This is a genomic window from Pseudomonas sp. B21-015, assembly GCF_024749285.1.
Taxonomy (GTDB): domain Bacteria; phylum Pseudomonadota; class Gammaproteobacteria; order Pseudomonadales; family Pseudomonadaceae; genus Aquipseudomonas.
In genome coordinates, this window is the sequence record NZ_CP087196.1 from 4,328,892 (window position 1) to 4,353,071 (window position 24,180).

Annotated in this window: 35 protein-coding genes and 1 tRNA gene; 16 read left to right on the forward strand and 20 right to left on the reverse strand. The window is 56.4% G+C overall.

Annotation, left to right across the window (positions count from 1 at the left end; all coding sequences use genetic code 11):
* Nucleotides 1–34 precede the first annotated feature (34 nt).
* Nucleotides 35–901: a S24 family peptidase gene (locus tag LOY38_RS19690; protein ID WP_408980636.1), complete on the forward strand. Its 867-nt coding sequence runs from the start codon at nucleotides 35–37 to the stop codon at nucleotides 899–901.
* 92 nt (nucleotides 902–993) lie between these two features.
* Nucleotides 994–2,412, forward strand: coding sequence for an ATP-binding protein (locus LOY38_RS19695; protein WP_258696684.1), 1,419 nt, complete (start codon nucleotides 994–996; stop codon nucleotides 2,410–2,412).
* A 121-nt stretch (nucleotides 2,413–2,533) separates the two neighbouring features.
* On the opposite strand, the gene LOY38_RS19700 is transcribed toward LOY38_RS19695, so the two are convergent.
* Nucleotides 2,534–2,845 (reverse strand): DUF1654 domain-containing protein, encoded by a 312-nt coding sequence (locus LOY38_RS19700; protein WP_258696685.1) that lies wholly within the window; start codon nucleotides 2,843–2,845, stop codon nucleotides 2,534–2,536.
* Between the two features lie 460 nt (nucleotides 2,846–3,305).
* Here LOY38_RS19700 and LOY38_RS19705 point away from each other — a divergent pair, with 460 nt between their 5' ends.
* Nucleotides 3,306–3,668 carry a hypothetical protein gene (locus tag LOY38_RS19705; protein WP_258696686.1) on the forward strand — a complete coding sequence of 121 codons (363 nt, stop codon included), beginning with the start codon at nucleotides 3,306–3,308 and terminating at the stop codon, nucleotides 3,666–3,668.
* An 81-nt stretch (nucleotides 3,669–3,749) separates the two neighbouring features.
* Nucleotides 3,750–4,091: a hypothetical protein gene (locus LOY38_RS19710; RefSeq protein ID WP_258696687.1), complete on the forward strand. Its 342-nt coding sequence runs from the start codon at nucleotides 3,750–3,752 to the stop codon at nucleotides 4,089–4,091.
* A 349-nt stretch (nucleotides 4,092–4,440) separates the two neighbouring features.
* Here LOY38_RS19710 and LOY38_RS19715 read toward each other — a convergent pair whose 3' ends face one another.
* A complete protein-coding gene (locus LOY38_RS19715; protein WP_258696688.1) occupies nucleotides 4,441–4,743 on the reverse strand; it encodes a hypothetical protein in 303 nt (100 codons plus the stop codon).
* A 105-nt stretch (nucleotides 4,744–4,848) separates the two neighbouring features.
* Between LOY38_RS19715 and LOY38_RS19720 the strand changes: the two genes are divergently transcribed.
* Entirely contained in the window at nucleotides 4,849–5,253 is a 405-nt protein-coding gene (locus tag LOY38_RS19720; RefSeq protein WP_258696689.1) for a hypothetical protein, read from the forward strand.
* Between the two features lie 14 nt (nucleotides 5,254–5,267).
* Here LOY38_RS19720 and LOY38_RS19725 read toward each other — a convergent pair whose 3' ends face one another.
* Together LOY38_RS19725 and LOY38_RS19730 are read right to left on the reverse strand one after the other, a co-directional pair.
* Nucleotides 5,268–5,450 (reverse strand): hypothetical protein, encoded by a 183-nt coding sequence (locus LOY38_RS19725; protein ID WP_258696690.1) that lies wholly within the window; start codon nucleotides 5,448–5,450, stop codon nucleotides 5,268–5,270.
* Nucleotides 5,451–5,524: 74 nt separating this feature from the next.
* Nucleotides 5,525–5,920: a hypothetical protein gene (locus LOY38_RS19730; protein ID WP_258696691.1), complete on the reverse strand. Its 396-nt coding sequence runs from the start codon at nucleotides 5,918–5,920 to the stop codon at nucleotides 5,525–5,527.
* 58 nt (nucleotides 5,921–5,978) lie between these two features.
* Here LOY38_RS19730 and LOY38_RS19735 point away from each other — a divergent pair, with 58 nt between their 5' ends.
* On the forward strand, nucleotides 5,979–7,601 hold the full coding sequence (locus LOY38_RS19735; RefSeq protein ID WP_258696692.1) for a DNA cytosine methyltransferase: 1,623 nt from the start codon (nucleotides 5,979–5,981) through the stop codon (nucleotides 7,599–7,601).
* Nucleotides 7,602–7,612: 11 nt separating this feature from the next.
* Here the strand turns inward: LOY38_RS19735 and LOY38_RS19740 are convergent, their stop codons facing one another.
* Nucleotides 7,613–7,798 carry a hypothetical protein gene (locus LOY38_RS19740; RefSeq protein WP_258696693.1) on the reverse strand — a complete coding sequence of 62 codons (186 nt, stop codon included), beginning with the start codon at nucleotides 7,796–7,798 and terminating at the stop codon, nucleotides 7,613–7,615.
* Between the two features lie 93 nt (nucleotides 7,799–7,891).
* On the opposite strand from LOY38_RS19740, the gene LOY38_RS19745 reads away from it, so the two are divergent.
* From LOY38_RS19745 to LOY38_RS19760, 4 genes are all read left to right on the forward strand, one after another.
* Complete coding sequence (locus LOY38_RS19745) at nucleotides 7,892–8,326, forward strand: hypothetical protein (RefSeq protein ID WP_258696694.1); 435 nt, start codon at nucleotides 7,892–7,894, stop codon at nucleotides 8,324–8,326.
* Between the two features lie 433 nt (nucleotides 8,327–8,759).
* On the forward strand, nucleotides 8,760–9,092 hold the full coding sequence (locus LOY38_RS19750; RefSeq protein WP_258696695.1) for a hypothetical protein: 333 nt from the start codon (nucleotides 8,760–8,762) through the stop codon (nucleotides 9,090–9,092).
* On the forward strand, nucleotides 9,089–9,481 hold the full coding sequence (locus LOY38_RS19755; protein ID WP_258696696.1) for an ASCH domain-containing protein: 393 nt from the start codon (nucleotides 9,089–9,091) through the stop codon (nucleotides 9,479–9,481). Before LOY38_RS19750 ends, LOY38_RS19755 begins: the two co-directional genes overlap by 4 nt.
* A gap of 49 nt (nucleotides 9,482–9,530) precedes the next feature.
* Complete coding sequence (locus tag LOY38_RS19760) at nucleotides 9,531–9,719, forward strand: hypothetical protein (RefSeq protein WP_258696697.1); 189 nt, start codon at nucleotides 9,531–9,533, stop codon at nucleotides 9,717–9,719.
* 41 nt (nucleotides 9,720–9,760) lie between these two features.
* Here the strand turns inward: LOY38_RS19760 and LOY38_RS19765 are convergent, their stop codons facing one another.
* Nucleotides 9,761–10,042 carry an excalibur calcium-binding domain-containing protein gene (locus tag LOY38_RS19765; RefSeq protein ID WP_258696698.1) on the reverse strand — a complete coding sequence of 94 codons (282 nt, stop codon included), beginning with the start codon at nucleotides 10,040–10,042 and terminating at the stop codon, nucleotides 9,761–9,763.
* A 110-nt stretch (nucleotides 10,043–10,152) separates the two neighbouring features.
* On the opposite strand from LOY38_RS19765, the gene LOY38_RS19770 reads away from it, so the two are divergent.
* From LOY38_RS19770 to LOY38_RS19780, 3 genes are all read left to right on the forward strand, one after another.
* Nucleotides 10,153–10,431 carry a hypothetical protein gene (locus LOY38_RS19770; RefSeq protein ID WP_258696699.1) on the forward strand — a complete coding sequence of 93 codons (279 nt, stop codon included), beginning with the start codon at nucleotides 10,153–10,155 and terminating at the stop codon, nucleotides 10,429–10,431.
* A 66-nt stretch (nucleotides 10,432–10,497) separates the two neighbouring features.
* A complete protein-coding gene (locus tag LOY38_RS19775) occupies nucleotides 10,498–10,710 on the forward strand; it encodes a hypothetical protein (protein WP_223538687.1) in 213 nt (70 codons plus the stop codon).
* Entirely contained in the window at nucleotides 10,710–11,822 is a 1,113-nt protein-coding gene (locus LOY38_RS19780; RefSeq protein ID WP_258700762.1) for a phage integrase Arm DNA-binding domain-containing protein, read from the forward strand. Before LOY38_RS19775 ends, LOY38_RS19780 begins: the two co-directional genes overlap by 1 nt.
* Nucleotides 11,823–11,909: 87 nt before the next feature.
* Here the strand turns inward: LOY38_RS19780 and LOY38_RS19785 are convergent.
* From LOY38_RS19785 to thrS, 9 genes are all read right to left on the reverse strand, one after another.
* Nucleotides 11,910–11,986: transfer RNA gene (locus LOY38_RS19785), tRNA-Pro, on the reverse strand.
* Nucleotides 11,987–12,075: 89 nt separating this feature from the next.
* Nucleotides 12,076–12,432, reverse strand: coding sequence for a MerR family transcriptional regulator (locus tag LOY38_RS19790; RefSeq protein WP_003179985.1), 357 nt, complete (start codon nucleotides 12,430–12,432; stop codon nucleotides 12,076–12,078).
* The gene (gene ihfA, locus LOY38_RS19795) at nucleotides 12,413–12,715 is read right to left on the reverse strand and encodes an integration host factor subunit alpha (RefSeq protein WP_002553164.1); all 303 of its coding nucleotides are present in this window, start codon (nucleotides 12,713–12,715) and stop codon (nucleotides 12,413–12,415) included. The genes LOY38_RS19790 and ihfA overlap by 20 nt, the downstream gene beginning before the upstream one ends.
* Nucleotides 12,716–12,718: 3 nt before the next feature.
* Complete coding sequence (gene pheT, locus LOY38_RS19800) at nucleotides 12,719–15,100, reverse strand: phenylalanine--tRNA ligase subunit beta (protein WP_258696700.1); 2,382 nt, start codon at nucleotides 15,098–15,100, stop codon at nucleotides 12,719–12,721.
* A 26-nt stretch (nucleotides 15,101–15,126) separates the two neighbouring features.
* Complete coding sequence (gene pheS, locus LOY38_RS19805) at nucleotides 15,127–16,143, reverse strand: phenylalanine--tRNA ligase subunit alpha (protein ID WP_007905876.1); 1,017 nt, start codon at nucleotides 16,141–16,143, stop codon at nucleotides 15,127–15,129.
* A 109-nt stretch (nucleotides 16,144–16,252) separates the two neighbouring features.
* On the reverse strand, nucleotides 16,253–16,609 hold the full coding sequence (rplT, locus tag LOY38_RS19810) for a 50S ribosomal protein L20 (RefSeq protein WP_007905879.1): 357 nt from the start codon (nucleotides 16,607–16,609) through the stop codon (nucleotides 16,253–16,255).
* Between the two features lie 28 nt (nucleotides 16,610–16,637).
* Complete coding sequence (rpmI, locus tag LOY38_RS19815) at nucleotides 16,638–16,832, reverse strand: 50S ribosomal protein L35 (RefSeq protein ID WP_002553160.1); 195 nt, start codon at nucleotides 16,830–16,832, stop codon at nucleotides 16,638–16,640.
* 60 nt (nucleotides 16,833–16,892) lie between these two features.
* Nucleotides 16,893–17,444, reverse strand: a complete 552-nt coding sequence (gene infC, locus LOY38_RS19820) for a translation initiation factor IF-3 (protein WP_172435341.1) — start codon at nucleotides 17,442–17,444, stop codon at nucleotides 16,893–16,895.
* Nucleotides 17,444–19,366 (reverse strand): threonine--tRNA ligase, encoded by a 1,923-nt coding sequence (gene thrS / locus LOY38_RS19825; RefSeq protein WP_258696701.1) that lies wholly within the window; start codon nucleotides 19,364–19,366, stop codon nucleotides 17,444–17,446. The genes infC and thrS overlap by 1 nt, the downstream gene beginning before the upstream one ends.
* Nucleotides 19,367–19,738: 372 nt before the next feature.
* Here thrS and LOY38_RS19830 point away from each other — a divergent pair, with 372 nt between their 5' ends.
* Together LOY38_RS19830 and LOY38_RS19835 are read left to right on the forward strand one after the other, a co-directional pair.
* On the forward strand, nucleotides 19,739–20,041 hold the full coding sequence (locus tag LOY38_RS19830; RefSeq protein WP_258696702.1) for a hypothetical protein: 303 nt from the start codon (nucleotides 19,739–19,741) through the stop codon (nucleotides 20,039–20,041).
* A 292-nt stretch (nucleotides 20,042–20,333) separates the two neighbouring features.
* Nucleotides 20,334–20,546 (forward strand): cold-shock protein, encoded by a 213-nt coding sequence (locus LOY38_RS19835; RefSeq protein ID WP_003179963.1) that lies wholly within the window; start codon nucleotides 20,334–20,336, stop codon nucleotides 20,544–20,546.
* A 72-nt stretch (nucleotides 20,547–20,618) separates the two neighbouring features.
* Here the strand turns inward: LOY38_RS19835 and LOY38_RS19840 are convergent, their stop codons facing one another.
* Nucleotides 20,619–20,936: an I78 family peptidase inhibitor gene (locus LOY38_RS19840; RefSeq protein ID WP_258696703.1), complete on the reverse strand. Its 318-nt coding sequence runs from the start codon at nucleotides 20,934–20,936 to the stop codon at nucleotides 20,619–20,621.
* A 166-nt stretch (nucleotides 20,937–21,102) separates the two neighbouring features.
* A complete protein-coding gene (locus LOY38_RS19845) occupies nucleotides 21,103–21,408 on the reverse strand; it encodes a hypothetical protein (protein WP_258696704.1) in 306 nt (101 codons plus the stop codon).
* A gap of 131 nt (nucleotides 21,409–21,539) precedes the next feature.
* On the opposite strand from LOY38_RS19845, the gene LOY38_RS19850 reads away from it, so the two are divergent.
* Nucleotides 21,540–21,746 (forward strand): hypothetical protein, encoded by a 207-nt coding sequence (locus tag LOY38_RS19850; RefSeq protein WP_258696705.1) that lies wholly within the window; start codon nucleotides 21,540–21,542, stop codon nucleotides 21,744–21,746.
* Nucleotides 21,747–21,787: 41 nt separating this feature from the next.
* On the opposite strand, the gene LOY38_RS19855 is transcribed toward LOY38_RS19850, so the two are convergent.
* From LOY38_RS19855 to rbsK, 3 genes are read right to left on the reverse strand one after another with little or no spacing between them, the layout of a single operon-like run.
* The gene (locus tag LOY38_RS19855) at nucleotides 21,788–22,816 is read right to left on the reverse strand and encodes a nucleoside hydrolase (RefSeq protein WP_258696706.1); all 1,029 of its coding nucleotides are present in this window, start codon (nucleotides 22,814–22,816) and stop codon (nucleotides 21,788–21,790) included.
* A 33-nt stretch (nucleotides 22,817–22,849) separates the two neighbouring features.
* On the reverse strand, nucleotides 22,850–23,254 hold the full coding sequence (gene rbsD, locus LOY38_RS19860; RefSeq protein WP_258696707.1) for a D-ribose pyranase: 405 nt from the start codon (nucleotides 23,252–23,254) through the stop codon (nucleotides 22,850–22,852).
* On the reverse strand, nucleotides 23,251–24,168 hold the full coding sequence (rbsK, locus tag LOY38_RS19865) for a ribokinase (protein WP_258696708.1): 918 nt from the start codon (nucleotides 24,166–24,168) through the stop codon (nucleotides 23,251–23,253). Before rbsK ends, rbsD begins: the two co-directional genes overlap by 4 nt.
* Nucleotides 24,169–24,180 lie beyond the last annotated feature (12 nt).

Below are 24,180 nucleotides of genomic sequence, written 5' to 3' on the forward strand. Positions count from 1 at the left end.
GAAAGTACACGCAAGGGCATGCGATGCTGAACCTATGGTTCACATAGAAGATATTCGCGCTGCATTTGTAGTCCGGCTTAAAAAAGCCTTGGCCGCCCATGGCATTGATCAATGGGGGGCCGGCGCTCGCCTTGCCGAAATCGCTAAAGTCACACCGAAGGCTTCGAGCAAATGGCTGAATGGTGAGTCCCTGCCCGGCCCGGCCAAGATGAGCGCGGTGGCTGATGCGCTTGGTGTGAAGATCGAATGGCTTCAGCATGGCGCGGGTGATGAGCCCAGTTTTTCAAAACTCCCTGTGATGGAAAAAGGCGCCGCTGAAGACCCCGTGCTTTCGGCAGCGGAAGTAGTTCGGAGCATGCTCGCCACGCAAGGGAAAGGCCTATCTGAAGATGCTCGGAGGCGGCTGCTTGCTGTTGCGGAAGCCGACGATGGCGGTGGTGTCATCGAGCTCGACTACTACCGCCCCGGTGCCATGGGCGATGAGGTTTGGATCGCGCATTACGACGTCCGCGCGGCAATGGGTGGCGGGCAGATCCCACACGACTATCCCGAGATGTTTCAGGACGTGCGCGTAAGCCCGCAGCATCTGCGAGAAATGGGCGTTGAATTCAAGGAGCACTTTCATCTCAAGATGGTGACAGGTTGGGGGCAATCGATGGCGCCGACGATAAAGCACCGCGACCCGCTCCTCGTCGACGTCAGCATTCGCGAGTTCGCAGGCGATGGGATCTACATGTTTTCCTGGGAGGGGCACCTGTATATCAAGCGCCTCCAGTGGATGGGCGAAGATCGCTTAAAAATGATTTCCGACAACACCAGGCACCCGCCTGAAACGATCAGGGCGGATGAAACCTTCATCCAGGCTCGGGTGCTGCTCGTGTGGAATGCACATTTGGTTTGAGAGTTCTTCTAATCCGCTTAGAGGAATCTCAACTGTTAATTACTATTGAACTACAGATGGCAGGCTTGGCTAATACTTAACAGGGAAATAGCATGTATCCAGTCTATAGAATATCAGATGAGCAAGCTGCAAACTTTCTAAAAATAAAAGAAGACTTCCTAAATGATGTGAAGGCCAAAGAAATCAAGCCTTCAAAGCTCTCTGAGACGATATCAGCTTTCGCCAACGCTTCTGGTGGTGATGTCTATATTGGCATTTCGGAAGACAAAAGCAGCAAAACTAAATCATGGGTTGGTTTCGCGGAGCCTGAGGAAGCGAACGATATACCTCAAGTTCTGCTTCAAGCCCACCCATTTGGCAATCACCTGATATTCGAATACTTAGAGTGCGACGTATTTCCTGGATTGGTCCTCCACATCACCGTGAAGAAGGTGAAAGAGTTAGTTAAATCGTCATCCGGCGATATTTATATCCGTGTTAACGCTGGAAAACAAAAAATCGATACCCCTGAAGCGATGAGACGGCTCGAGCTTGACAAAGGCATCGTGACTTTTGAGAACGAGTGGGTGGAAATATCTGAAAAGCGAATTGAGAACAGTCTGTCCATCCTAAATTTTTTGATGAACATTATTCCGAACGGCGAGCCTAAAACGTATTTGGAAAATCAAGAGCTGGTTAAGCCAGGTCATGCCAAAGTGTGCGGAGTATTGTTATTTTGTGACGAGCCGGCGATCTATCTCCCCAAAAGAAGCAGCATTAAAATAATGCGCTACAAGACAAAAGAAGAAGATATCGGGAGAGAATTTTTAGATGGTAATCCATTAACAATAGAGGGAGATGCATATAATGTTATTTTCGATTCTGTCAGAAAGACAAAAGAAATTTTAGAAGGCATCCAAAAATTAAACGAAAATGGCCTTGAAACCATAAAATACCCAGATGAAACGTTACACGAAGTAATTACCAACGCTGTATTACATCGAGATTACAGCATTGTAGCTGACGTACAGATTAGAGTATTCGATAACAGAGTAGAGGTTGAAAGTCCTGGCAAGCTCCCCGGCCACGTAACAATCAAAAACATTCTGCATACTCAAAGTGCGCGAAACCCTTCGCTCGTAAGGCTTATTAATAAATTTCCTGACCCGCCCAACAAAGACGTGGGAGAAGGATTGAATACCGCCTTTAAAGCAATGGAGATGCTTCGATTAAAGAAACCAATAATCTCCGAGGCTGAAAACTCAGTAATAGTAATAATCAGGCATGAATCCTTGGGCTCACCTGAGGAAATCGTTATGGAATATATGAGCCGTAACGACGAAATCACGAACTCTACAGCGCGCGAACTAACCGGAATAAAAAGCGAAAATTCGATGAAAAACGTATTTTTGCGCCTGAAGAACAGCAATCTGCTTGAGCCAATACCGGATAGAAAGGGCTCAGCATTTGCGTGGCGGAAAGTTGTCAGAGAAGATCCAGAGCCGCCTGCACAGTTACAGTTTGATACCTAACCGGTTAGCTTCCAAATACTAACCGGTTACGTTGGCAAGCTAACCGGTTAGGCAAAAAAATTGAAAATAGCGAAGCGCCAGTCCCTGCCTCTTTCAGTTCGACCATCGGTGTTCCTGCCAGTCAGAAAGGCGCCAGCTCCTCGACTGGTTCCATCACCTCTACCGGCCGATCTTCTTCGGCGCTCGCCTCCCACTTGAGCGTCACCGACTCATCGTCGTTGAACGTCATGTCTATGCCATCCGTCTCGTTTAACAGCCCCATCACCTCCTCCCACTCCCGATCGCCGTCTGTATCCAAGCGATGGATCGTTACCCAGCGCTGAATCTGCGCTACGGGGTGATTGATCATCGACGATACGCGCAATCCGAGCCTTTCAATTCCGCTGATCTCATGCCGCGCTACGGGCTTATCTGTCTTCTTCGCCTTCGCCATTACCACCCCCAAATGCTGTATATATATCCAGTACAAAGCGAACTATAGCGAAGCTATCACCCACGGTAAATCCCTAGGCGTCGGGCCGCGCTTTTTCATGGATTATGTACTTTTGGTACTTGACCTATTGTGAACTATTAGTTCATATTTAACCCATCGCAGCGACACACAGCTACTGCGAAGCACCACCGCTCTTTAACAATCAGGAATCTTCGCGGATCGATCCTCGGCAACGGGAACAGCGCGAAACATAAATTTCGATCTCCATGCCAGCTCTGGAACTGGCCGGGCTCCCCAATGAGAGCACGCGAAGTTGCACAGCCACCCGATGCGACGCCAGTTGCGGCAGCGGGCAGAGAGAGGACTCCGGCGGACGTGCAGCGAGAGAAACAGACAGCATCACTGCTGCACCTTGGCGACAGGGTGCATCGGGATGTAATCCCAACCCAGAGGAATCGCCATGAACCAAACCATCAGACAGAGCCAAGCAATTCTCCACGGGTTGCGGCTTAGAACTTCGTTGGCCACCGCGGAGATGTACCAGCGAATCGGTCGAGATGAGCCCGTCCGCGCTCCACGCTTCAACGTCGTACCCCGGGGCAGCAACACGTTCGAAGTGATCGAGCGCTCCACCGGCACGGCAAAGGGCGAACGGTTCGGCCATGACAGCGCCTGCCAGCTCGCCCAACAGCTCGAGGACAACGCCGACTTCTTCGCCGCGAGCTGCAAGTCGATGAAGAAGTTTTCCCGCACGCTTCTGCGCTGGACTGCCGGCGCGGCTCTGATGCTAATCGTGTTCGCCTACTACGGATCGGGTCATTGAGGCGCATCAACAACCAGGTGCGCCAGCGCCGACGACAGACATGGCTGGATCTACCAGCCCGCGGAATTGAAGAGGTTGGCCATGGCCAAGAGTGGAAAAGAGCGATCAACCAAGGCTGCCCAGAAGCGGATCGAGTACGACGAGAAGGAGTTGCGGCACCGCTGCAGGCTCGGCACCCGTCAGAAGCTTGATGAGGTGATGGCCTGGAACGGCATCGAGGAAATCAACGAAGCGGTGCAGAACCTGATTCTGAACGCCCATGCGCTCGGGCCGACCCGTTCATATCAGGCGATGGAAAGCCCGCGCCACAAAGTGCAGATAAGCGAAAACGTGGCGCGGATGTTTCGGAATGAAAGCTTGGTGGAACTGAAGCGGGATCCGGGTGACGAGGTCGTCGAACCAGCTCAGACCTTGGTGGACTGAGTGAAAGCCCAGCCAAAGGCGACAGCTGCAATAATCGGCCGGATTAGGTCCGTTGCTGGAGCTTGTCCGTTAAACACCTGCAGGCCAAAGATTACGAACACTGCTACCGCAGCAAGAACGCCCAGGACTGAAATCCAGCGGAAATATCTTGGAAACATCGAGTCACTCCCTTGAAGAAGGGTGCGATCGTAATTGCAATTTACCACCACATCAAGCCATCGCCAGCTCGGGCCGCAACGCCGAAGAGTCCGCCCGTTTCGCCAGCATGTCGCGACCTGAAATCACCATTAGGAAAAGTGGTCGCGGCAGCTTGAAGCGTTCGCCGCGACCGGCGTAGAGGCATGATCAATCAGAAGTCTGATTTAACAGGGCCAGCAAATCGAACTGTATTTTGAAGGCCGATCTCAAGCGCTGCCTCTGGCAAGACTCTTATCACGCCGAGGTTTTGCCTGAGCGTTTGCTCGTCGAAATGTTGCTCCGCGACGATGCTTCCGTCTTCGTTATAAATCCCCACAAACATTGCCTCGACAATGTCGTGCACCTTTCCAAGGCCAATTTCTGAGGTGCGATCGCTCTCATGAAGCTGCTGGCGGAAGTCCGTTCGTGGATAACGCTGAATGAATCCTCGGTATGAATCCGAACGATCTGGCATTTGAAACTCCTGATCCGGCGTCATGCCGGGCCATCAAGCAATAGCTCACAAACACATATCTCGCCACCACCGGTCACGGAGGGCGGCGACTGACTGGTGAAATCCATGAGTCACAACTGCGCATACGTCCGGCAGCACTATCAGGTGCCCGCCGAAATCGGCCGGCGCGTCATCGCTTACGGAAAGCCCGGCATTATCCTGGCTGATCGCGGCCACTACATCGGCGTGGTATTGGATGAAGACCCCAAGAAGCGAATCAGCAACTATCATCCGACCCACGAAATGCAATACGGAGAAATGGCCGAGACTCTCCCCCTCAAACAGTGGAAGGTCATCCCGCCATGGGTCGACTGGTTTGATGTGGAGCTTTACATCGGGGACGCTCGCCACTGGGTGCATACCGTATGGGCCGCAACCCGCAGCCAGGCCAAGTACAAAGCCTATGAAGAGCTGCAGGACAACTGCCACGATTCAAAGGCGATGTGCTACTTCAAGGTTCGCCGCGCCTGACCCACCCTCACCTATTACGCTGAATGGTCTGTAAATAGGTCAATCGCCTGCCTGTAGGTAGCAAGCTCAATTATCTGCCGCAAGCAAATAACGACCTCAAGCTTCTGCTTGTCGTCAGGAATTCCTATTCGCTTCAGCATCGCTCGGGCGTCTTCCTCGATCGCCGCGAGTGCATCGATATCGCTTTGCAATCTCATGTCAGTCTCCCGTCAGGCTGCATCGAACATAAACCAATTAGCCCACAAACTCGAATCACGCCAGCGGGAGAGGATCAGTTGAGACCAAGGATCAAAAGGAGCAGCAGTGCATCATCGAGCGATTTAACCTTAATTGCCCAGTGCTCATCGTCGGCTTTGTGCGCGTCATCAGTGAAGCTGTTGGGAAACTGCACCTTCAGCCTGTCCTTCTTGTACCTCTTCATTTTGATCACCGGCGGGCGCCACTGAAAAACCAGCTTCTTGCGAGAAGGCATGATCGAAAAGCACCACTTCCCATCCAGATCGACCGCAATAGATCGGACTTTCTGTGAGGTGGTCACCCTGCAAGAAACACCTTTCAGGCAAGTGAAAGTTCCAACCAGTAAGGCGAAAGCCTCTTTGACCTCGCCGTCCTGAATGTACTCATAAAACTCAGCAATCCGCTCCGAATCCTCTGCACCTTTCAGCATCGCGCATTCCTCCACCCCAACCATAAACACTGTAGCCGTTTGGCGACGAGGCACCCCTATGTCTGCACAACTGAACCGAGCCACGCAACAAATTACATATGGCTCGGTCTGCTCGGGCATCGAGGCTGCGACCATGGCCTGGCATCCGCTGGGCATGCGCGCCACCTGGTTCGCCGAGATCGAAGCCTTTCCCAGCGCGGTGCTGGCCCAGCACTACCCGAAAACGCCGAACCTCGGCGACATGACCAAGCTCGGGGCCCTGGTCCTGGCTGGCAAGATCGCAGCGCCCGACGTGCTGGTCGGCGGCACCCCGTGCCAAGCCTTCAGCGTTGCCGGTATGCGCCAGGGTCTGCTCGACCCGCGCGGCGCCCTCACCATCAAATACGTGGAGCTCGCAGATGCAACTGACTATGTTCGCGCCGGCAACAGAAAGCCTCCCTGTGTCATCGTCTGGGAAAACGTCCCCGGCGTCCTCAGCGACAAAGGGAACGCCTTCGGATGCTTTCTTGGCGCGCTTGCTGGGGAAGACTGCGAACTGCAGCCTTCAGGGAAAAGGTGGCCAGACGCTGGTTGTGTGTATGGACCCAAAAGAACAATCGCGTGGAGGGTCCTGGACGCCCAATATTTCGGCCTGGCCCAACGACGCCGCCGTGTGTTCGTTGTCGCAAGTGCTCGAGACGGATTCGATCCCACCGAGGTACTTTTTGAGCGCGAAGGCGTGCGCCGGGATACTGCGCCGCGCCGAGGCGAGGGGCAAGACGTTACCGGAACAGCTCCTTTCGGCCCTGCGCTCCAGTGCGGATGTGGCCAAGTGTTCGGCGAAGAGCTTGGACCGTACGGCTGCGTGAACTGCGAGGGTGATGAAGGCCCGGCGGTATCGATGTTCGGCGGGATCCCGGCATTTGGCGGGCACAGCTTGGAAGGTTCGGTCGAGCGCTCGGCGACGTTGACCGCGAAAGACAGCAGGCTCGACATGGAAAGCGAGACGTTCTTCGTTGCGCCGACACTCGCCGGCGGCGGACGGAAGTCCGGAGGGTACTCGCTCGACGACATCCCTATCACTGCTCCCGCACTTCGAGCCCAGGCACAGTGCAGCCATCGCGCCGACTCCGAAGCATTCATCGTGGCCGGCACACTGCAGGCCAACGGCAAAGCTGCCGGCAGCGCCACTCAGCAGGATGCGGAATCAGGCCTGCTGGTCGTACACGGCACGCAAGACCCAGGCGTCAGCAGCTCTACCGCTTTCGCGCTTGGCCGAAACAACGGTCAGGAAAACGCAGTGCTCGCTTTCAGCTGTAAGGACCACGGCGCGGATGCAGGGGCAGTATCGCCGACCCTTCGAGCAATGAACCATTCCGGCAGCCACCCGAACGCCGGCGGCCAGGTTGCCGTGTGCATTACTGGCGACATCACCCACACGCTGAAAGCCGACGGCTTCGACGGCAGCGAGGACGGCACTGGTCGTGGTCAACCAATCACTCCGGGCGGTTCTGGAGTTCGCCGCTTGATTCCCCGCGAGTGCGAACGCCTCCAGGGTCAGCCCGACGACTACACGCTGATCCCGTGGCGCGGCAAGCCTGCCAGCGAGTGTCCGGACGGCCCGCGCTACAAGGCGATCGGGAACAGCAAGGCGGTCACCGTCGTTCGCTGGATCGGACGCCGCATCCTAAAACAGCTCTGACCCACCCTCACCTATTGCGCTGAATGCTCTGCGGCACGGTCGATCTCCTTCCTGTAGGTCGCAAGATCGATGATCTGCCGCAAGCAAATGACGACCTCCAGCTTCTGCTTGTCGTCGGGAATCCCTATTCGTTTGAGCATCATTTGAGCGTCTTCCTCGATTGCCGCAAGTGCATCGATATCGCTTTGCAATCTCATGTCGGCCTCCAGTAAGGCTGAACTCGAGATAGATACATAGACCACAAACTCAAATCACGCCACCGCCCGGGCATGACCCGGCATAGGACGCCCATGCCCACAGAAAACAAACTCACCCTGAAGATGCGGCGTGCCGAGCACGTCAATCAGGCGATCCGGATCATCGGCGACCACGGCCGCCGATTCTTCTTCAGCCAGGCCAGCGGCCGCTACGCCAGCATGGTGGTCGACCAACGCGGCAAGATTTGGTTTGTCGACGACTACAGCGGCAAGCGCATCTTCACGCATGAAACGGCGTGGGGTGGCCGGTGGCGAGGCTTCAGCCACGGCGGCACGCTGCGCCGGATGGTCGAGGAATTCCGCGACTATATCCGCACCGGTGACCCACTGAGCCCGTTCTACCTGGGTCCTGAGCGATCGTTCGATGAAAGCAATATCTGGGGTTACGACGCGGAGGGAATGCGCGCCGTGCGTGAGCAGGCTGGCGCCCTTCCCGTCTTTCGGCAGCCTGAGCAGGTAGCGGCATGACGGTTGTGAATGCCCATGATCTGGTATCGATGGAGGCTGCAGGATGACCCGGCAGATGGGGCAAGCAGCAATCTCAGACAGACGGGCTGTTGATCGACGCGCTTAGAAAGGAACTCCAAACTTCACAAGCATCGGAATGCCTTTTAGTGGCCTTATCCCACTCAGGCCCTGAGGCATGTCGTGAAGAAACCAGCATCATCATGCTCGTCGTAGCAGCGTCCAACTCAAGAAGCAGCTTGTACGACTCAAACCTGAACTCGTCGACGGATATCATGGTCGTTGTCCCCGAGTAGTACGCACCATCACTGAGAGGCGATTGACCCTCGTACGGTTGAGTGTGTGCGAATCAAGTAGTTCAACGAAGGGTCACGACTGACCCGCAGTAACTCCCTCCCCCTTAAAAGTCAGCCGCTATAGCGGCAAAGGAACAGTCATGCCTGAAGAAACTGTTTTGATTGATGCGCTTCCGGTCCATCGCGATGCGGACGGCTGGTGGTCACACCCTGACTACCTATCGGAATTCGACGACGAAATCACCGAAGAGCAGTTCAACGATTGGTGCAAGCGCCACCAGGTAGAAACGAAGATCACCTGCATGGAAAGCGATGTCGACGCCGATGTGTTCGATGCCTACATGAACGACGGCCAAGTCGATTGCTCGGAGTGGGAGATTCAGCACCCCGCCGAACCTGGCTGGTTCATTCTCTCGATTCACGACGCCGAAGATGGCCCTGTCTGTGTTTGGGGGCGGAAGGTGACGCTATGAAGGCGCTTTCAATTCGCCAGCCCTGGGCCTGGCTGATCATCCACGGCGGCAAGGACGTCGAGAACCGCTCATGGCACACGAAGCACCGTGGCCGATTTCTGGTGCACGCAGCACAGGGTATGACGCGTGCCGAGTACGCCAACGCTCACGACTTCGCCCTTGATCGCGGACTGCTACTGACGCCGTTCGAGTTGCCGTCGTTCGAAGAGCTGCAGCGCGGCGGAATCATTGGCTCCGTCGTATTGGCCAATAGCCGCGATACGAGCAAGTCGCCTTGGTACATGGGAGAAAAAGCTTTCCTCCTGGCTGACCCGAAGCCCTTGCCGTTCGTACGGCTCAAGGGTCGGCTCAACTTCTTCGAAGTGCCTGACGAACTGGTGACGCCATGATCGCCCTCGCCTGGTTCGCCTACGTGTACTGCTACAAGGGGCCGTGGTGATGATTCCTCGCAAGGGATTGCTCCGGCGCAAGCTCGAAGCGCTGTTGATCCGCCTGGCCATCGCAATTCTGATGGGCCGGAATGTCACCCGGGCCATGGTCGTTTCCCGGCGAGACAACAACGCGATGTGGGGCATGGCTGAGCAGCTTGAAGGCATCGCCCAACGTATCAGCAAAAACTACCAGTAAGCCCTCTTCCACCTACCAGCCTGCCGGTGAGCGGCAAGTTGTCACCGGCACCACTGCGCCTCACAGGGTCTTCCGTCGTTGTCGCCGTCCATTTCCACTCCTGGACAATTTTGCAGAAAGTTTTTGGCCTCTGCGCACGAGGTCATCTGCGAGCAATATTTGCGCCCATCACATTTGAATGGAGCCGAAACAGGCTTCGGCGCAATCGCGACTGTAGAGGTTCTTTTTGGATTCGATAGCCGAGCCTCAGCCCAGGACTGTAATTCAGGGGAAAGTTTCCAAGCCAACAGACCAACAACAAGCACAACCAAAATCAGTTTCATTTTGATCCATCCCTGATGAGAGACCATTTGCATTCTCACGCTGCCTGCTTTCCAGCGTAACCCACAAATCCACACACAGCCTGCCAATGAATGGCGGGCGAGGAATCCTCATGTCAAAAGAAAATGTGTACGACGAACAAATCAGCCCTCTGGTCCATCAGATCATCAACATCTGCAAAGAGCACAACATCGCGTTGCTGCTCTCCGCTCAGCTCCAAGACGAGGACGACGAAACGCTCTACTGCACAACCATCCTCCCGGGTACTGACGATGTCTCTGATGAGAAGTTTGTCCAGGCACTGAACATCATCAGGCCGCCCAGCCGATCCGTGATGCACATGACCACTACCCATGCCGACGGCAGCCAGACGCTGACCGCAATCATCTGACCATCCCCACCTTCTGCCGCCACGCGCGGCATGGAGCATCAACGCCCGAACCGGGCAGAGGATTTAATGAAGCGAGAACTGATAAAGATCAGCGAGTTTCAGCGCCGGCGATGGGGCGAAAACGGAACGCCACCCTGCCCCCAGGCGATCCGCAACCACATCCGCAACGGCATGGTGCCCGGCGAGCAGATCGGAAAACTCTGGTACGTTGACTGGACCGCATTCAACCGCTCGGACGGCAACGACTTGGTGGCGATGGTATTGAAAGGAGCTGCATGATGGCGCCACGGCCGCGCAATACTGCGAACAAAAGCCTTCCGCAGAACCTGTACTTCGATGCGCGGCGCTCGACTTATCGCTACCGGCGGCCGACCGACGGGAAGTGGTTCCAGTTCGGTGCTGACCGCATCAAAGCGATCGACGCCGCGAAGCAGTTGAACCTGGAGTTTATGCGCGGTGCTGACCTGGTCGGCGCCGTGATGTCCGCTTCATCGGAGTCGTTCGCTACCTTCCTGGACACCTACGAGCGGGACGTCCTGCCGCCGCGGGAATTGGCCAAAGGCACGCTCAGCTTGTATGCGGTGCACTTCAGACGTTTCCGTAAGCAGTTCGAGGGCAAGGCCGTCGACCAGATATCCATTCGGATGGTCGCGGAGATGCTGGACGCTCTCACCCCGCGCACGGCCAACCAATGCCGCGCACTGCTGACGGATATCTTCAACCATGCGGCAGCCAAGGGCCTGTGTCCGGACAATCCCGCGGCTAGCACCATCAATCGAATCGAGAAGAAACTGCGCAAGCGCCATACCGTTGAAGGGCTCAAGGCAATTCGGGCAAAGGCGCCGGCCTGGCTGCAGAACGCAATCGACCTGGCACTGATCACCGCCCAGCGGCGCACCGACATTCTGGATATGCGCTTCGATGGCGTTCGGGAAGGGTTTCTGTATGTGGTGCAGAAGAAAACAGCCAAGGCCAGTGATGCGGCATGGATTCGATTTCGGGTGACGCCGGAACTCCAGGCAGTCATCAGCCGTTGCCGAGACGATGTCGTCTCGCCGTACCTGGTGCACCGCAAACCGGATCGCCTGAAACAGAAGCAGGCGCAGACGAAGGATCACTGGACGAAGGTTGAAGAGCGGTATTTGACTCGAGCGTTCAAGGACGCCCGGGAGGCGGCGGAATGCTACAAGGGATGGAAGGAGGAGGAGATGCCTGGCTTCCACGAAGTGCGAGCGCTGTCGCTACATCTGTACAAGAAAGCCGGAAAGGATGGGCAGAAAATCGCGGGCCATACGAGCGAGGGCATGACCAAAAACTACCAGCGGGACCACGAGGAAATCATCTGGTCCGAGGCAATTCCGGACCTGAATATCAGCGAAATCACCGGGTAGTTTTGCGCCAGTTTTGCGCGGGTTTTGCGCAGACCTGAAACGAGAAAGGGGATCAAGCCGCTAAGTGCTTGATCCCCTTACGAAATATGGTCGGGACGGAGTGATTCGAACACTCGACCCCTAGCACCCCATGCTAGTGCGCTACCGGACTGCGCTACGCCCCGACTAGGCGTTGACTCTGTTCCTCATCTCGAGGAACGCTCAAGAATATATCGCAAGCTTTTGAAAACTGGAAGTATTTAAAAGCAGGAATTTATTTCTTGAGGACTACCAGAACATCTTCCAGCTCCGCGATCATCTGGCGGATCATTTGTTTGTATTGGGTGGTGTCGTCTTTGGCTTCATCGCCGGACAAACGCAGGCGCGCGCCGCCGATGGTGAACCCCTGATCGTAAAGAAGCGCGCGGATCTGCCGGATCATCAGCACGTCCTGGCGCTGATAATACCGGCGGTTTCCGCGGCGTTTGACGGGGTTGAGTTGAGGAAACTCCTGCTCCCAGTAGCGCAGCACGTGCGGCTTTACCGCACACAGCTCGCTGACTTCACCAATGGTGAAGTAGCGTTTGCCCGGGATGACGGGTAGTTCGTCGTTATGACTTGGTTCCAGCATAAGCCTCAACTCGGGCCTTCAACTTCTGCCCTGGACGAAAGGTGACCACACGGCGAGCCGTGATCGGGATTTCTTCTCCCGTTTTCGGATTGCGGCCAGGTCGCTGGCGTTTGTCCCGAAGGTCGAAATTGCCGAAACCGGACAATTTGACTTGTTCGTTGTCTTCAAGAGCGTGCCTGATTTCTTCAAAAAACAGTTCGACCAATTCCTTGGCTTCCCGCTTGTTCAGGCCCAGCTCTTCATACAGACGTTCCGCCATCTCAGCTTTCGTCAAAGCCCCCATACGTCACTTCCTTAACGTGGCGTTCAACCTTTGTTCGAGCGAGGTGAGGATGTTTTGCGTCGTGGTATTCACCTCATCGTCATTAAGAGTGCGCGATGGATGCTGCCAGGTCAAGCCAACTGCAAGGCTTTTTCTATGCGGATCAATGCCTTTACCCTGATACACGTCAAATAGCCTGAGGTCCGTTAGCCATTCGCCTGCATTTTCACGGATTACGTCCAGTACGGCAGTGGCCGCAATGTCTTTGTCCGCCAGCAGTGCAAGGTCACGACGCACTTCAGGAAAGCGCGATAACTCCTGGAATTTAGGCATTTTGCCCGAAGCCACTTCGGCCAGAACCAGCTCGAAAACGAAGACCGGACGGTCGAGACCGAGGGTTTTCGACAATTCAGGGTGGATGGCGCCGACATAACCTACCAAACGACCATCACGCTCGATGCGCGCGGTTTGACCCGGGTGCAACGCAGGGTGTTTACCTGGCACGAACGTGAACGAGTCCAGCGCACCGGCGAAGCCAAGCACCGCTTCCACATCGGCTTTGACGTCGAAGAAATCCACGACATCGCGACCTTGTGCCCAGCCTTCCGGCAGGCGGCTACCGCATACCACACCGGCCAGCATCGGCTCTTGCTTCAAGCCTTCCAGCTGACCGACGAAGCGCAGGCCGCTTTCGAACAGGCGGACGCGATCCTGCTGGCGGTTCAGGTTGTGCTGAAGTGCCTTGACCAGACCCGGCCACAGGGACGAACGCATCGCAGCCATGTCGTTGGAAATCGGGTTGGCCAGTAGCAGCGGCTCGACACCCGGATTAAACAACTCGAATTGTTTCGGATCGATGAAGCTGTACGTGATCGCTTCCTGATAACCACGGGCCACCAGCAGACGACGCAGCTCTGGCAGATCGCTGCGCGCTTCAGCCTTGGCTTGTGGCGCCAGACGGGCTTGCGGGTAACGAACCGGCAGGCGGTTGTAACCGTACAGGCGGGCCAGCTCTTCGATCAGGTCAACTTCCAGACTGATATCGAAACGGAAGCTTGGCACTTCTACGCGCCACTGCCCTGCCCCATCGGCAGAAATGGTCAGACCCAAAGCGCTGAGCAGACGCTCGACTTCGACCGAATCCATTTCCATGCCCAACATCTGGGTGATGCGCTGGGCACGCAGGGTGATCGGCGCGATCGACGGCAGGTGCTGCTCGCTGACGGTTTCGACGATCGGGCCGGCTTCGCCACCGGTGATTTCCAGCAGCAGGCCAGTGGCGCGCTCCATGGCTTCACGGGCCAGCTTCCAGTCCACGCCACGCTCGTAGCGGTGCGAAGCGTCGGTGTGCAGGCCGTAGGAACGAGCCTTGCCAGCGACGGCAATCTGGTCGAAGAACGCGCTTTCCAGGAAAATATCGCGCGTGGTCGCGGTGTTGACGCCGCTGTGCTCGCCGCCCATGACGCCGGCGATAGCCAAGGCGCGGGTGTGGTCGGCAATCACCAGCGTATCGCTACGCAGGCTGACTTCCTGACCGTCGAGCAGCACCAGCTTCTCGCCTTCTTCGGCCATGCGCACGCGAATGCCGCCATTGATTTCGGCGAGATCGAAGGCGTGCAGCGGCTGACCCAGTTCCAGCATCACGTAATTGGTGATGTCGACGGCGGCGTCGATGCTGCGCACGTCGGCACGACGCAGGCGCTCGACCATCCACAGTGGTGTAGGTTTGGACAGGTCAACGTTACGGATCACACGACCCAGGTAACGCGGGCAAGCGTTTGGCGCCAGCACTTCGATCGAACGCACTTCGTCGTGTACGGCAGGAACGCTGGCAATGGCCGGGCGAACCACCGGGGCGGCATAAAGCGCACCGACTTCGCGGGCCAGACCGGCCAGCGACAGGCAATCACCGCGGTTCGGGGTCAGGTCGACCTCGATGCTGGCGTCGTCGAGGCTCAGGTATTCACGAATGTCCTGACCGACCGGCGCATCGGCCGGCAATTCCATCAGGCCGTCGTTGCCTTCGCCGATTTGCAGTTCGGCCTGGGAGCACAGCATGCCGTTGGATTCAACGCCACGCAGCTTGGCTTTCTTGATTTTGAAATCGCCCGGCAGTTCGGCACCGATCATGGCGAACGGGATCTTCAGGCCCGGGCGCACGTTGGGCGCACCGCATACGACCTGGAAAGTTTCCGCGCCACTGCTGACCTGGCAAACACGCAACTTGTCGGCGTCCGGGTGTTGCTCGGTGCTCAGCACCTCACCCACCACCACGCCACTGAATTCACCGGCGGCCGGCGTAACACTATCGACCTCAAGACCGGCCATCGACAGACGAGCAACCAGCTCGTCGCGATTTACCTGCGGGCTTACCCAGCCACGCAGCCATTGTTCACTGAATTTCATCCTGCTCTCCTAAGAATTCGTTACGACTAGCGAAATTGCGCGAGGAACCGCAAGTCGTTGTCGAAGAACAGACGCAAGTCGTTCACGCCGTAACGCAGCATGGCCAGACGCTCAACGCCCATGCCGAAGGCAAAGCCCGAAAACTCTTCCGGGTCGATCCCGGACATACGCAGCACGTTCGGGTGAACCATGCCGCAGCCCATGACTTCCAGCCAGCCAGTCTGCTTGCAGACACGGCAACCTTTACCGCTGCACATCACGCATTCCATGTCGACTTCGGCGGATGGCTCGGTGAACGGGAAGTACGAAGGACGGAAACGCACAGCCAGTTCTTTTTCGAAGAACACGCGCAGGAACTCTTCGATGGTCCCTTTCAGGTCGGCGAAGTTGATATCGCGGTCGACCAGCAGGCCTTCGACCTGGTGGAACATCGGGGAGTGAGTGATATCGGAGTCGCTACGGTACACACGGCCTGGACAGACGATGCGGATCGGCGGCTGTTTCGATTCCATGGTGCGAACCTGTACCGGCGAGGTATGGGTGCGCAGCAACATGTTGGCATTGAAATAGAAGGTGTCATGCATCGACCGGGCCGGGTGATGGCCTGGGATGTTGAGCGCTTCGAAGTTGTGGTAGTCGTCTTCGACCTCAGGGCCTTCGGCGATGCCGTAGCCGATGTGAGTGAAGAACTGTTCGATACGTTCCAGAGTGCGAGTAACCGGATGCAGACCACCCGAGGTCTGGCCACGGCCAGGCAGGGTCACGTCAATGGACTCGGCAGACAGTTTGGCGGCCAGATCAGCCTCTTCAAACAGTGCCTTGCGCGCATTGAGAACCTCTGTGACACGCTCCTTGGCAACGTTGATCAGCGCACCGACTTGCGGGCGCTCTTCTGCCGGCAAATTCCCCAGGGTCTTCATCACCTGAGTCAATTCACCCTTTTTGCCAAGGTAGTGAACCCGGATTTGCTCCAGGGCATTGATATCTTCAGCGCTTTGCACAGCCTCTAGTGCTTGAGAGACGAGCGCGTCCAGGTTTTCCATGTACAGACTCCAGATACAAAATAGGGGAAGAGCTTGAAGGCTCTTCCCCTATTTATGACGTTTAACACCTGACCCCACAGAGGTGAGGCCGGGTGACTGTCGGGGGTACTTAAGCCAAGGTGGCTTTAGCTTTCTCGACAATCGCAGCAAACGCCGCTTTTTCGTTCACTGCCAGATCAGCCAGAACCTTACGGTCGATCTCGATGGACGCTTTTTTCAGGCCGGCGATGAAACGGCTGTAGGACAGACCGTTGATACGTGCACCAGCGTTGATACGAGCGATCCACAGAGCGCGGAACTGACGTTTTTTCTGACGACGGTCACGGTAGGCGTATTGGCCTGCCTTGATTACCGCTTGCTTGGCAACACGGAATACGCGCGAGCGAGCGCCGTAGTAGCCTTTAGCAAGTTTCAGAATTTTTTTGTGACGTTTACGGGCAATGACGCCACGCTTTACACGAGCCATGAGTTACTTCCTCTATTCTTGACTAAAATTAACGAAGGCGCAGCATGCGCTCGACTTTTGCCACGTCAGACGGATGCAGCAAGCTGCTACCGCGCAGTTGACGCTTACGCTTGGTCGACATTTTAGTCAGGATGTGGCTCTTGAAAGCGTGCTTGTGCTTGATACCGTTAGCAGTTTTCAAAAACCGCTTAGCAGCACCACTTTTCGTTTTCATTTTTGGCATGTTCGGATACTCCGCATTCAGTTGATAAACATAATCAGAAGGCCTGCCGTGCCCTGTTGATTACTTCTTCTTTTTCGGGGCGATGACCATGATCAGCTGGCGTCCTTCCATCTTAGGATGCTGTTCGACCGAACCGTACTCGAGCAAGTCACCTTCAACTCGCTTGAGGAGTTCCATCCCCAGCTCCTGGTGGGCCATCTCACGGCCGCGGAATCGCAAGGATACCTTGGCCCTGTCCCCGTCACTCAGGAAACGTACCAGGTTGCGCAGTTTTACCTGGTAATCCCCTTCCTCCGTCCCTGGACGAAACTTGATTTCTTTAACCTGAATCTGCTTCTGGTTTTTCTTGGCTGCGGCAATCTGCTTCTTCTTCTCGAAGATCGATTTGCCGTAGTCCATCAGTTTGCAAACAGGGGGTACTGCATCGGCGGAAATTTCCACCAGATCCAGCTTGGCCTCTTCAGCCTTAAGAAGCGCGTCTTCAATTGACACAATCCCAAGCTGTTCACCTTCAGCCCCAATTAACCGAACCTCGCGTGCCGAGATATTCTCGTTGATCGGGGCTTTCGGTGCAGCTCGTTTATCTTGTCTCATTTCACGCTTAATAATAATTACTCCGAATCTGGGCGACCACGCCGGGAAACCGCTTGCGCGAGAAACTCAGCGAACTGGGCGACGGGCATCGAGCCCAGGTCAGCACCTTCACGAGTACGCACAGCGACAGTCTGCATCTCGACTTCCCGATCTCCGATAACCAAGAGATAGGGAACCTTGAGCAAAGTATGCTCGCGGATTTTAAAGCCGATCTTTTCATTTCTCAAGTCAGACTTGGCACGAAACCCGCTTTCGTTGAGAGTTTTTTCAACCTCGGCGGCAAAATCGGCTTGTTTATCAGTGATATTCATAATCACTGCCTGGGTCGGCGCCAGCCACGCAGGGAATGCACCCTCGTAGTGCTCGATCAGAATTCCGACGAAGCGCTCGAAGGAACCCAGGATCGCCCGGTGCAACATCACCGGGTGCTTGCGACTGTTGTCTTCGGAGACGTATTCGGCTCCCAGACGGACAGGCAGGTTAAAATCGAGCTGAAGGGTACCACACTGCCAGACGCGACCGAGGCAATCTTTCAGCGAGAACTCGATCTTCGGACCGTAGAACGCGCCCTCGCCTGGCTGCAAATCGTACGGCAAGCCAGCGCTATCAAGGGCTGCAGCCAGTGCAGCTTCGGCGCGATCCCACAGTTCGTCGGAACCAACGCGTTTTTCCGGACGAGTGGACAGCTTCATCTCGACGTCTTTGAAGCCGAAGTCGGCATAAACGTCCATGGTCAGCTTGATGAACGCGGCGGATTCGGCCTGCATCTGCTCTTCAGTACAGAAGATGTGAGCATCGTCCTGAGTGAAGGCACGAACGCGCATGATGCCGTGCAGCGCACCCGACGGTTCATTACGGTGGCAGGCACCGAACTCGGCCAGACGCATTGGCAGCTCGCGGTAGCTTTTCAGGCCCTGGTTGAACACCTGCACGTGGCAAGGGCAGTTCATCGGCTTGATGGCGTAGTCGCGGTTTTCCGACTGGGTGGTGAACATGTTGTCGGCGTAGTTGGCCCAGTGCCCGGATTTCTCCCACAGGCTGCGGTCAACGACTTGTGGAGTCTTGATCTCCAGATAACCGTTGTCGCGTTGAACCTTGCGCATGTACTGCTCGAGCACCTGGTACAGAGTCCAGCCGTTCGGGTGCCAGAACACCATGCCCGGCGACTCTTCCTGGGTGTGGAACAGGCCCAGGCGCTTGCCGATCTTGCGGTGATCGCGTTTTTCAGCTTCTTCGATGCGCTGAATGTAAGCCGCCAGCTGCTTCTTGTCCGCCCATGCGGTGCCGTAAACGCGCTGCAATTGCTCGTTCTTGGCATCGCCACGCCAGTAGGCGCCAGACAGCTTGGTCAGCTTGAAGGATTTCAGGAAGCGCGTGTTCGGCACGTGCGGGCCACGGCACATGTCGACGTATTCTTCGTGATAGTACAGGCCCATGGCCTGCTCGTTCGGCATGTCTTCGACCAGACGCAGCTTGTAGTCTTCGCCGCGGGCCTTGAACACTTCGATCACTTCGGCGCGCGGAGTGACTTTTTTGATCACATCGTAATCTTTCTCGATCAGCTGCTGCATGCGCTGTTCGATGGCGGCCAGGTCGTCGGGCGTGAAAGGACGCTCGAAGGCGATGTCGTAATAGAAGCCTTCTTCGATGACCGGGCCGATGACCATCTTGGCCGTCGGGTACAACTGCTTGACCGCGTGGCCAACCAGGTGGGCGCAAGAGTGGCGAATGATCTCCAGCCCCTCTTCATCCTTTGGCGTAATGATTTGCAGCGAGGAATCGCTGTCGATGATATCGCTGGCGTCGACCAGCTTGCCATTGACCTTGCCGGCCACGGTGGCCTTGGCCAGACCGGCACCAATGGATGCGGCGACCTCGGCTACGGAAACCGGGTGATCGAATGAACGTTGACTGCCATCGGGAAGAGTAATAGTTGGCATGGCGCCTCCTCTCCTAGTGGTGACCCCTACCAAAGGTCACGTGGGTTGGGATGAGCCAGTACAAGATCCGGTCCAGGCCATTCAATAACGAACGCCTGCCTTACAGCGGCAGGAGCCTTGCGGCCAACCGGAAAACCGAACCAGAGTGACTGGGATTCAAATCAGGGTTATTCGCGCCTCTGCCGCTACCGGGACTGAAGGTCATCCGGAGCCTGCAAACGCCCGAGCAGGGCATGCTAGCACAGATGAACGGTCGTCGATGCACCGGGGTTTTCTGCTGGGGCAAATCAGGCTTTTTATGCCAGAGTGCTGAACTTGAACCCCGCGTCACCCATCAGATAAAAGACATTGACCCAAAAGGAGCATCTCAGCATGCGTCTGAATCGTTTATTTGCCGTCGTCGCACCCGTCGTCCTGCTGCTGCCGCTGACTGCTCATGCCGACTGGCCGAAGGGCGAGCGCGAGAAGTACATGGCGCAGTGCACACAAGCTGCTTCCCCGCAGATTGGCGCTGCGGCTGCAAAAGCTCACTGTGCATGCGGTGCTGATGCGATCAAATCGTACCCGGCCAGCGACATCCAGTCATTGATGGACAACACCGCCAGTGACGCACTGAAACAAAAAGCACTGACTAAAATTGCCTCCTGCAAAGCCGATGAGAAGGCGAAAAAATAAGCCCCACAGAACGCTTTGAAGGCCTTGAGAGCTGATGAAAAGCCTCTGAAAACAGCTTTTTCGTACAAAATATGCAGGTTTTACAGCTTTTTTTATTGTCTTTACTTTCGGCTGAAAGCCTTTTAAAACGGGGCTTTCAGCCACACATAGCAACAAAGAGAACGCGACTGCAGGGCAAACAGCACGGCCGGGGGGCTCCCAAAGCGAACATTTCGACTATGATACTCCGGTGTGCCCAGTTGGCCTGAGCAGCACAGTACTACTGAAAATATATGTTTCTTGGAGATACACCATGTCTAATCGCCAAACCGGCACCGTTAAATGGTTCAACGATGAAAAAGGCTTCGGCTTCATCACTCCTCAAGGTGGCGGTGACGACCTGTTCGTACACTTCAAAGCTATCGAAAGCGACGGTTTCAAAAGCCTGAAAGAAGGCCAAACCGTTTCCTTCGTGGCTGAGAAAGGCCAAAAGGGTATGCAAGCTGCACAAGTTCGCCCAGAGTAATTTTCTGGCGCACTAAAAAACCCCGTCCATGTGACGGGGTTTTTTTATGGATGAAACAAAAGCCTGCAGCAATCAGCCGCAGTTGACGCGAGTGACCACCAGGTTGTTATCGGTGTTCAGGTTCAGGCGATCGGAGCGGTACTCCAGGGTCACCATGTCATCGGGCTTGAGGAACCGGGCATTCTGCGCGCCTGCACGGGTGCGTGCCTGCTCCAGCAGTTCGGGCGAAGCCTTTTTGCCAAGGGTGAATTCGGCAGCCTTTGCTTCACAACGGCTGTGGCCGGTATCGGTCGCCACCGGGTCCTTTACCGACTCGGTGGACGTACTGCTGCAACCAGCCAGCAGCGTGGCAGCCAACAAAGTACCCAATGACGCGAGCTTCCAAGGCATGAAGCCTCCTTTTTTCAATAGTTAAGCTGAGATCGTGCGACCGCCATTTTGGTGTTTGGTTTCAAGACCGGCGCTATCACCCTGCCCTCGGCCTGGACAAGCGGCGAGTTTGCCTGAGCATCACCCTGCCGTTCATCCCGCAATCGTGACTAAATATGAACAGCGCTCAATAGACGTCGATGTAGTCGAACGGCGGATTCGGCCAGTTTTCTTTCAGCGCATTAAATATCTGCATGACCCAGACTTCGTCGCTGGCCGCGACCAATCCGACATAACCCGAGCCCTTGGCCCATGTTTCCAGGCGAAACAGCAGCCCGTCGATATCAGTACCGCCCACGACACCCGACGAAATGTAGGCGATGCCGCCCTTGGTGACCCGCAGCTGGGTGTGCTCATCATCGCTGGCAGAGGCCAGTAGCTGACGCACCGCCTCAAGGGTCAAGCCGTCAGGAGTGTTCAAATCGATCTGCACAGCACAGTCCTTGAAAATTCGTCAAAGACCAAGTGTCGCATAGCCCTCCCTTCATGCCTAAGTCGGAGTGCCAAACGTCCCGCAAAATGGTTAACTCGACACTCAGACATCTCGATTTCACGAGCGCCATCATGACCACCGTAAGCATCGACGCCAACATCACTATCAAGTGGCCACAGGGCCACAGCTCTTACAGCCCGGGCACCCCGGAAGAGTTGGCAATCATTGGTATCGATTTGCTGGTCAAGGAACTGGGGACGCAAGCCGCCCAGACCTTCATCGCACAGGTACTCGAGAAGTACCCCGCCGACTATATGGGCGCAACAGAAACCGAGTAAGCGTAAAAACCCCGCAGGCGGGCACCTGCGGGGCATACGGCTTACTTCAGGCGAGCCAGCCGCTGGGTCAGCAGGTCGAAGAAGCCCTGAGCGTCGCCATTTTCAACCCAGAAGGCATTCTTCGGCGCCTTCAGGCCGTCATACCAGTCGACAATGGTCTGGCCAAAGGTCGGCCCTTCGCGGCTATCAACCACTACGTTGACCGAACGACCGGTGAACAGCTCCGGTTTGAGCAGGTAAGCGATGACCGTGGCGTCATGCACCGGGCCTCCCGGAATACCGTAGTGCTCCATGTCGCCCTTGACGTATTCGTTGAGAATATCGCCCACCAGTTTGCTGGCATTGTTGTTCAGAGCGGCGATCTGCTTCAGGCGCGCTTCACTGGTGAGGATCTTGTGGGTCACGTCCAGCGGCAAATAAGTCAGCTTGACGCCGCTTTTCAGCACCACTTCCGCCGCCTGTGGGTCGGCGAACAGGTTGAATTCGGCCACCGGGGTGATGTTGCCGCCGTTGAAGTGCGCACCGCCCATGATCACCACTTCCTTGATGCCCTGAACGATTTCAGGTTCCTGGATCAACGCCAGGGCCAGGTTGGTCTGTGGCCCGAGCATGGCGATGGTGATGCTGTGGGGTTTGGCGGCTTTCAGGGTATCGATCAGATAGTTGACCGCGCTGCCTTCGGCCAGGCCTTTCTTCGGCTCATGCACGGTGACACCCGACAGGCCTTCCTTGCCGTGGATGTTCTCGGCATAGATCGGCGTGCGCATCAGCGGTTTCGGTGCGCCCGCGTAAACAGGCACCTCTTCGCGGCCCGCCCATTCGCGGGCCAGACGCGCGTTACGCGAGGTCTTGTCCAGGCGCACGTTGCCAGCGACGGTGGTCAGTGCACGAATGTTCAGTTCTTCCGGCGAGGCCAGGGCAAACAGCAAGGCGACCACATCGTCGGCCCCCGGATCGGTGTCGATGATCAAGTCGATCTTTTCCGCTGCCTGGGCGCTTGTTGCAGTAATCAGGGACAAAAGCAGCAGACTCCGAAGCAGGTGGTGCAGTTTCTGGGCATAGCGGTGCATAGCGCACTCCTTGTGCGTGGGAAGAACGGAAAGTTAGAACGTTACGCCAGCCACCAACACAATGTTGCAGTACGGCTGACATTCGCCTGTACGAACAATCGCCCGTGCTTGTCGGCTGAGCGCTTTGAATTGCTCATGACCGAGCAGTTCGCGCCGGCCAACCGCGCCTTCGGCATTCAGTTCATCCAGTGTGCTCAAGGCCGACGGTTTCTTGTCCAGAATCTCATGGGCCAGCACATGGCTTTCGACCTGCATTTCGCTGAGCACGACTTTCAAGGTACTGACGAAATCCGGAATGCCGTGGGTCAAGGCCAGATCGATCAATTCGACGCCGGGCGGTACGGGCAGACCGGCATCGCCGATCACGATCATGTCGCCATGGCCCAGAGACGCGATCAGCCGCGACAGCGCGACGTTGAGCAAAGGTGTCTTTTTCATGGTGTTTTAAAGGCCTGTACGTCAGACAAGGTGGGAATCGAAGGTTGCGCGCCGGCCCGGGTGACCGACAGCGCAGCGGCGACCTGACCGAAACGGATCGCCTCGGCCTCGCCTTTGCCGGCCGCCAGGGCCGCGGCGAAACCACCGACAAACGTGTCACCGGCCGCAGTGGTATCGACCGCCTTCACTTTCGGCGCCGGGAAATGCTCCAAGCGTGTGCCATTGGCAAACAGCGATCCCTGAGCGCCGAGGGTAATGATCACTTTGCCGGCACCCATGGCGATCAACCGGGTCGCGGCGATTTCGGCAGTGCTCAGGGAGTCCACGGGCAAACCGCTCAAGGCCGAGGCTTCGCTTTCGTTGGGGATCAGGTAATCGATGGCCGCGTACCAATCCGCTGGCAGCGGGCGACTGGCCGGCGCCGGATTGAGGATCACGGTTTTGCCCAGCTCACGGCCGCGCTTCAAGGCATGGCCGACCGTGACATCCGGCACTTCCAGCTGACAGATGATCACATCCGCCGTCTGCAACACGCTGTCGAAACGGTCGATCACCTCGGGGGTCAGCGCACCATTGGCGCCGGCAACAATCACAATCGCGTTCTGACTGTTGTCATCGACCACGATCAACGCCACACCGCTGGAATCTTCGACAGTACTGACTGCCTGGCAATCGATCTGATCGGCCAACAACGCTCCGCGCAGCGCGTCGCCATAGGCATCACTGCCGACACAACCGACCATCGACACCTGCGCCCCCAGACGCGCCGCGGCCACGGCCTGGTTCGCGCCCTTGCCACCGGAAACCGTGGAAAACGACTGGCCTATCAGCGTTTCACCACCACGGGGCAGCCGTGGCGCCCGGGTCACCAGGTCCATGTTCAGGCTGCCTATTACCACTACTTTTGCTGGCATACATCACTACTC

What these genes read in the sequence shown, in the direction of transcription:
- LOY38_RS19690 (WP_408980636.1), top strand. Translation starts at nt 35, where the DNA reads ATGGTTCACATAGAAGATATTCGCGCTGCATTTGTAGTCCGGCTTAAA.
- LOY38_RS19695 (WP_258696684.1), top strand. Translation starts at nt 994, where the DNA reads ATGTATCCAGTCTATAGAATATCAGATGAGCAAGCTGCAAACTTTCTA.
- LOY38_RS19700 (WP_258696685.1), bottom strand. Translation starts at nt 2,845, where the DNA reads ATGGCGAAGGCGAAGAAGACAGATAAGCCCGTAGCGCGGCATGAGATC.
- LOY38_RS19705 (WP_258696686.1), top strand. Translation starts at nt 3,306, where the DNA reads ATGAACCAAACCATCAGACAGAGCCAAGCAATTCTCCACGGGTTGCGG.
- LOY38_RS19710 (WP_258696687.1), top strand. Translation starts at nt 3,750, where the DNA reads ATGGCCAAGAGTGGAAAAGAGCGATCAACCAAGGCTGCCCAGAAGCGG.
- LOY38_RS19715 (WP_258696688.1), bottom strand. Translation starts at nt 4,743, where the DNA reads ATGCCAGATCGTTCGGATTCATACCGAGGATTCATTCAGCGTTATCCA.
- LOY38_RS19720 (WP_258696689.1), top strand. Translation starts at nt 4,849, where the DNA reads ATGAGTCACAACTGCGCATACGTCCGGCAGCACTATCAGGTGCCCGCC.
- LOY38_RS19725 (WP_258696690.1), bottom strand. Translation starts at nt 5,450, where the DNA reads ATGAGATTGCAAAGCGATATCGATGCACTCGCGGCGATCGAGGAAGAC.
- LOY38_RS19730 (WP_258696691.1), bottom strand. Translation starts at nt 5,920, where the DNA reads ATGCTGAAAGGTGCAGAGGATTCGGAGCGGATTGCTGAGTTTTATGAG.
- LOY38_RS19735 (WP_258696692.1), top strand. Translation starts at nt 5,979, where the DNA reads ATGTCTGCACAACTGAACCGAGCCACGCAACAAATTACATATGGCTCG.
- LOY38_RS19740 (WP_258696693.1), bottom strand. Translation starts at nt 7,798, where the DNA reads ATGAGATTGCAAAGCGATATCGATGCACTTGCGGCAATCGAGGAAGAC.
- LOY38_RS19745 (WP_258696694.1), top strand. Translation starts at nt 7,892, where the DNA reads ATGCCCACAGAAAACAAACTCACCCTGAAGATGCGGCGTGCCGAGCAC.
- LOY38_RS19750 (WP_258696695.1), top strand. Translation starts at nt 8,760, where the DNA reads ATGCCTGAAGAAACTGTTTTGATTGATGCGCTTCCGGTCCATCGCGAT.
- LOY38_RS19755 (WP_258696696.1), top strand. Translation starts at nt 9,089, where the DNA reads ATGAAGGCGCTTTCAATTCGCCAGCCCTGGGCCTGGCTGATCATCCAC.
- LOY38_RS19760 (WP_258696697.1), top strand. Translation starts at nt 9,531, where the DNA reads ATGATTCCTCGCAAGGGATTGCTCCGGCGCAAGCTCGAAGCGCTGTTG.
- LOY38_RS19765 (WP_258696698.1), bottom strand. Translation starts at nt 10,042, where the DNA reads ATGAAACTGATTTTGGTTGTGCTTGTTGTTGGTCTGTTGGCTTGGAAA.
- LOY38_RS19770 (WP_258696699.1), top strand. Translation starts at nt 10,153, where the DNA reads ATGTCAAAAGAAAATGTGTACGACGAACAAATCAGCCCTCTGGTCCAT.
- LOY38_RS19775 (WP_223538687.1), top strand. Translation starts at nt 10,498, where the DNA reads ATGAAGCGAGAACTGATAAAGATCAGCGAGTTTCAGCGCCGGCGATGG.
- LOY38_RS19780 (WP_258700762.1), top strand. Translation starts at nt 10,710, where the DNA reads ATGGCGCCACGGCCGCGCAATACTGCGAACAAAAGCCTTCCGCAGAAC.
- LOY38_RS19790 (WP_003179985.1), bottom strand. Translation starts at nt 12,432, where the DNA reads ATGCTGGAACCAAGTCATAACGACGAACTACCCGTCATCCCGGGCAAA.
- ihfA (WP_002553164.1), bottom strand. Translation starts at nt 12,715, where the DNA reads ATGGGGGCTTTGACGAAAGCTGAGATGGCGGAACGTCTGTATGAAGAG.
- pheT (WP_258696700.1), bottom strand. Translation starts at nt 15,100, where the DNA reads ATGAAATTCAGTGAACAATGGCTGCGTGGCTGGGTAAGCCCGCAGGTA.
- pheS (WP_007905876.1), bottom strand. Translation starts at nt 16,143, where the DNA reads ATGGAAAACCTGGACGCGCTCGTCTCTCAAGCACTAGAGGCTGTGCAA.
- rplT (WP_007905879.1), bottom strand. Translation starts at nt 16,609, where the DNA reads ATGGCTCGTGTAAAGCGTGGCGTCATTGCCCGTAAACGTCACAAAAAA.
- rpmI (WP_002553160.1), bottom strand. Translation starts at nt 16,832, where the DNA reads ATGCCAAAAATGAAAACGAAAAGTGGTGCTGCTAAGCGGTTTTTGAAA.
- thrS (WP_258696701.1), bottom strand. Translation starts at nt 19,366, where the DNA reads ATGCCAACTATTACTCTTCCCGATGGCAGTCAACGTTCATTCGATCAC.
- LOY38_RS19830 (WP_258696702.1), top strand. Translation starts at nt 19,739, where the DNA reads ATGCGTCTGAATCGTTTATTTGCCGTCGTCGCACCCGTCGTCCTGCTG.
- LOY38_RS19835 (WP_003179963.1), top strand. Translation starts at nt 20,334, where the DNA reads ATGTCTAATCGCCAAACCGGCACCGTTAAATGGTTCAACGATGAAAAA.
- LOY38_RS19840 (WP_258696703.1), bottom strand. Translation starts at nt 20,936, where the DNA reads ATGCCTTGGAAGCTCGCGTCATTGGGTACTTTGTTGGCTGCCACGCTG.
- LOY38_RS19850 (WP_258696705.1), top strand. Translation starts at nt 21,540, where the DNA reads ATGACCACCGTAAGCATCGACGCCAACATCACTATCAAGTGGCCACAG.
- LOY38_RS19855 (WP_258696706.1), bottom strand. Translation starts at nt 22,816, where the DNA reads ATGCACCGCTATGCCCAGAAACTGCACCACCTGCTTCGGAGTCTGCTG.
- rbsD (WP_258696707.1), bottom strand. Translation starts at nt 23,254, where the DNA reads ATGAAAAAGACACCTTTGCTCAACGTCGCGCTGTCGCGGCTGATCGCG.
- rbsK (WP_258696708.1), bottom strand. Translation starts at nt 24,168, where the DNA reads ATGCCAGCAAAAGTAGTGGTAATAGGCAGCCTGAACATGGACCTGGTG.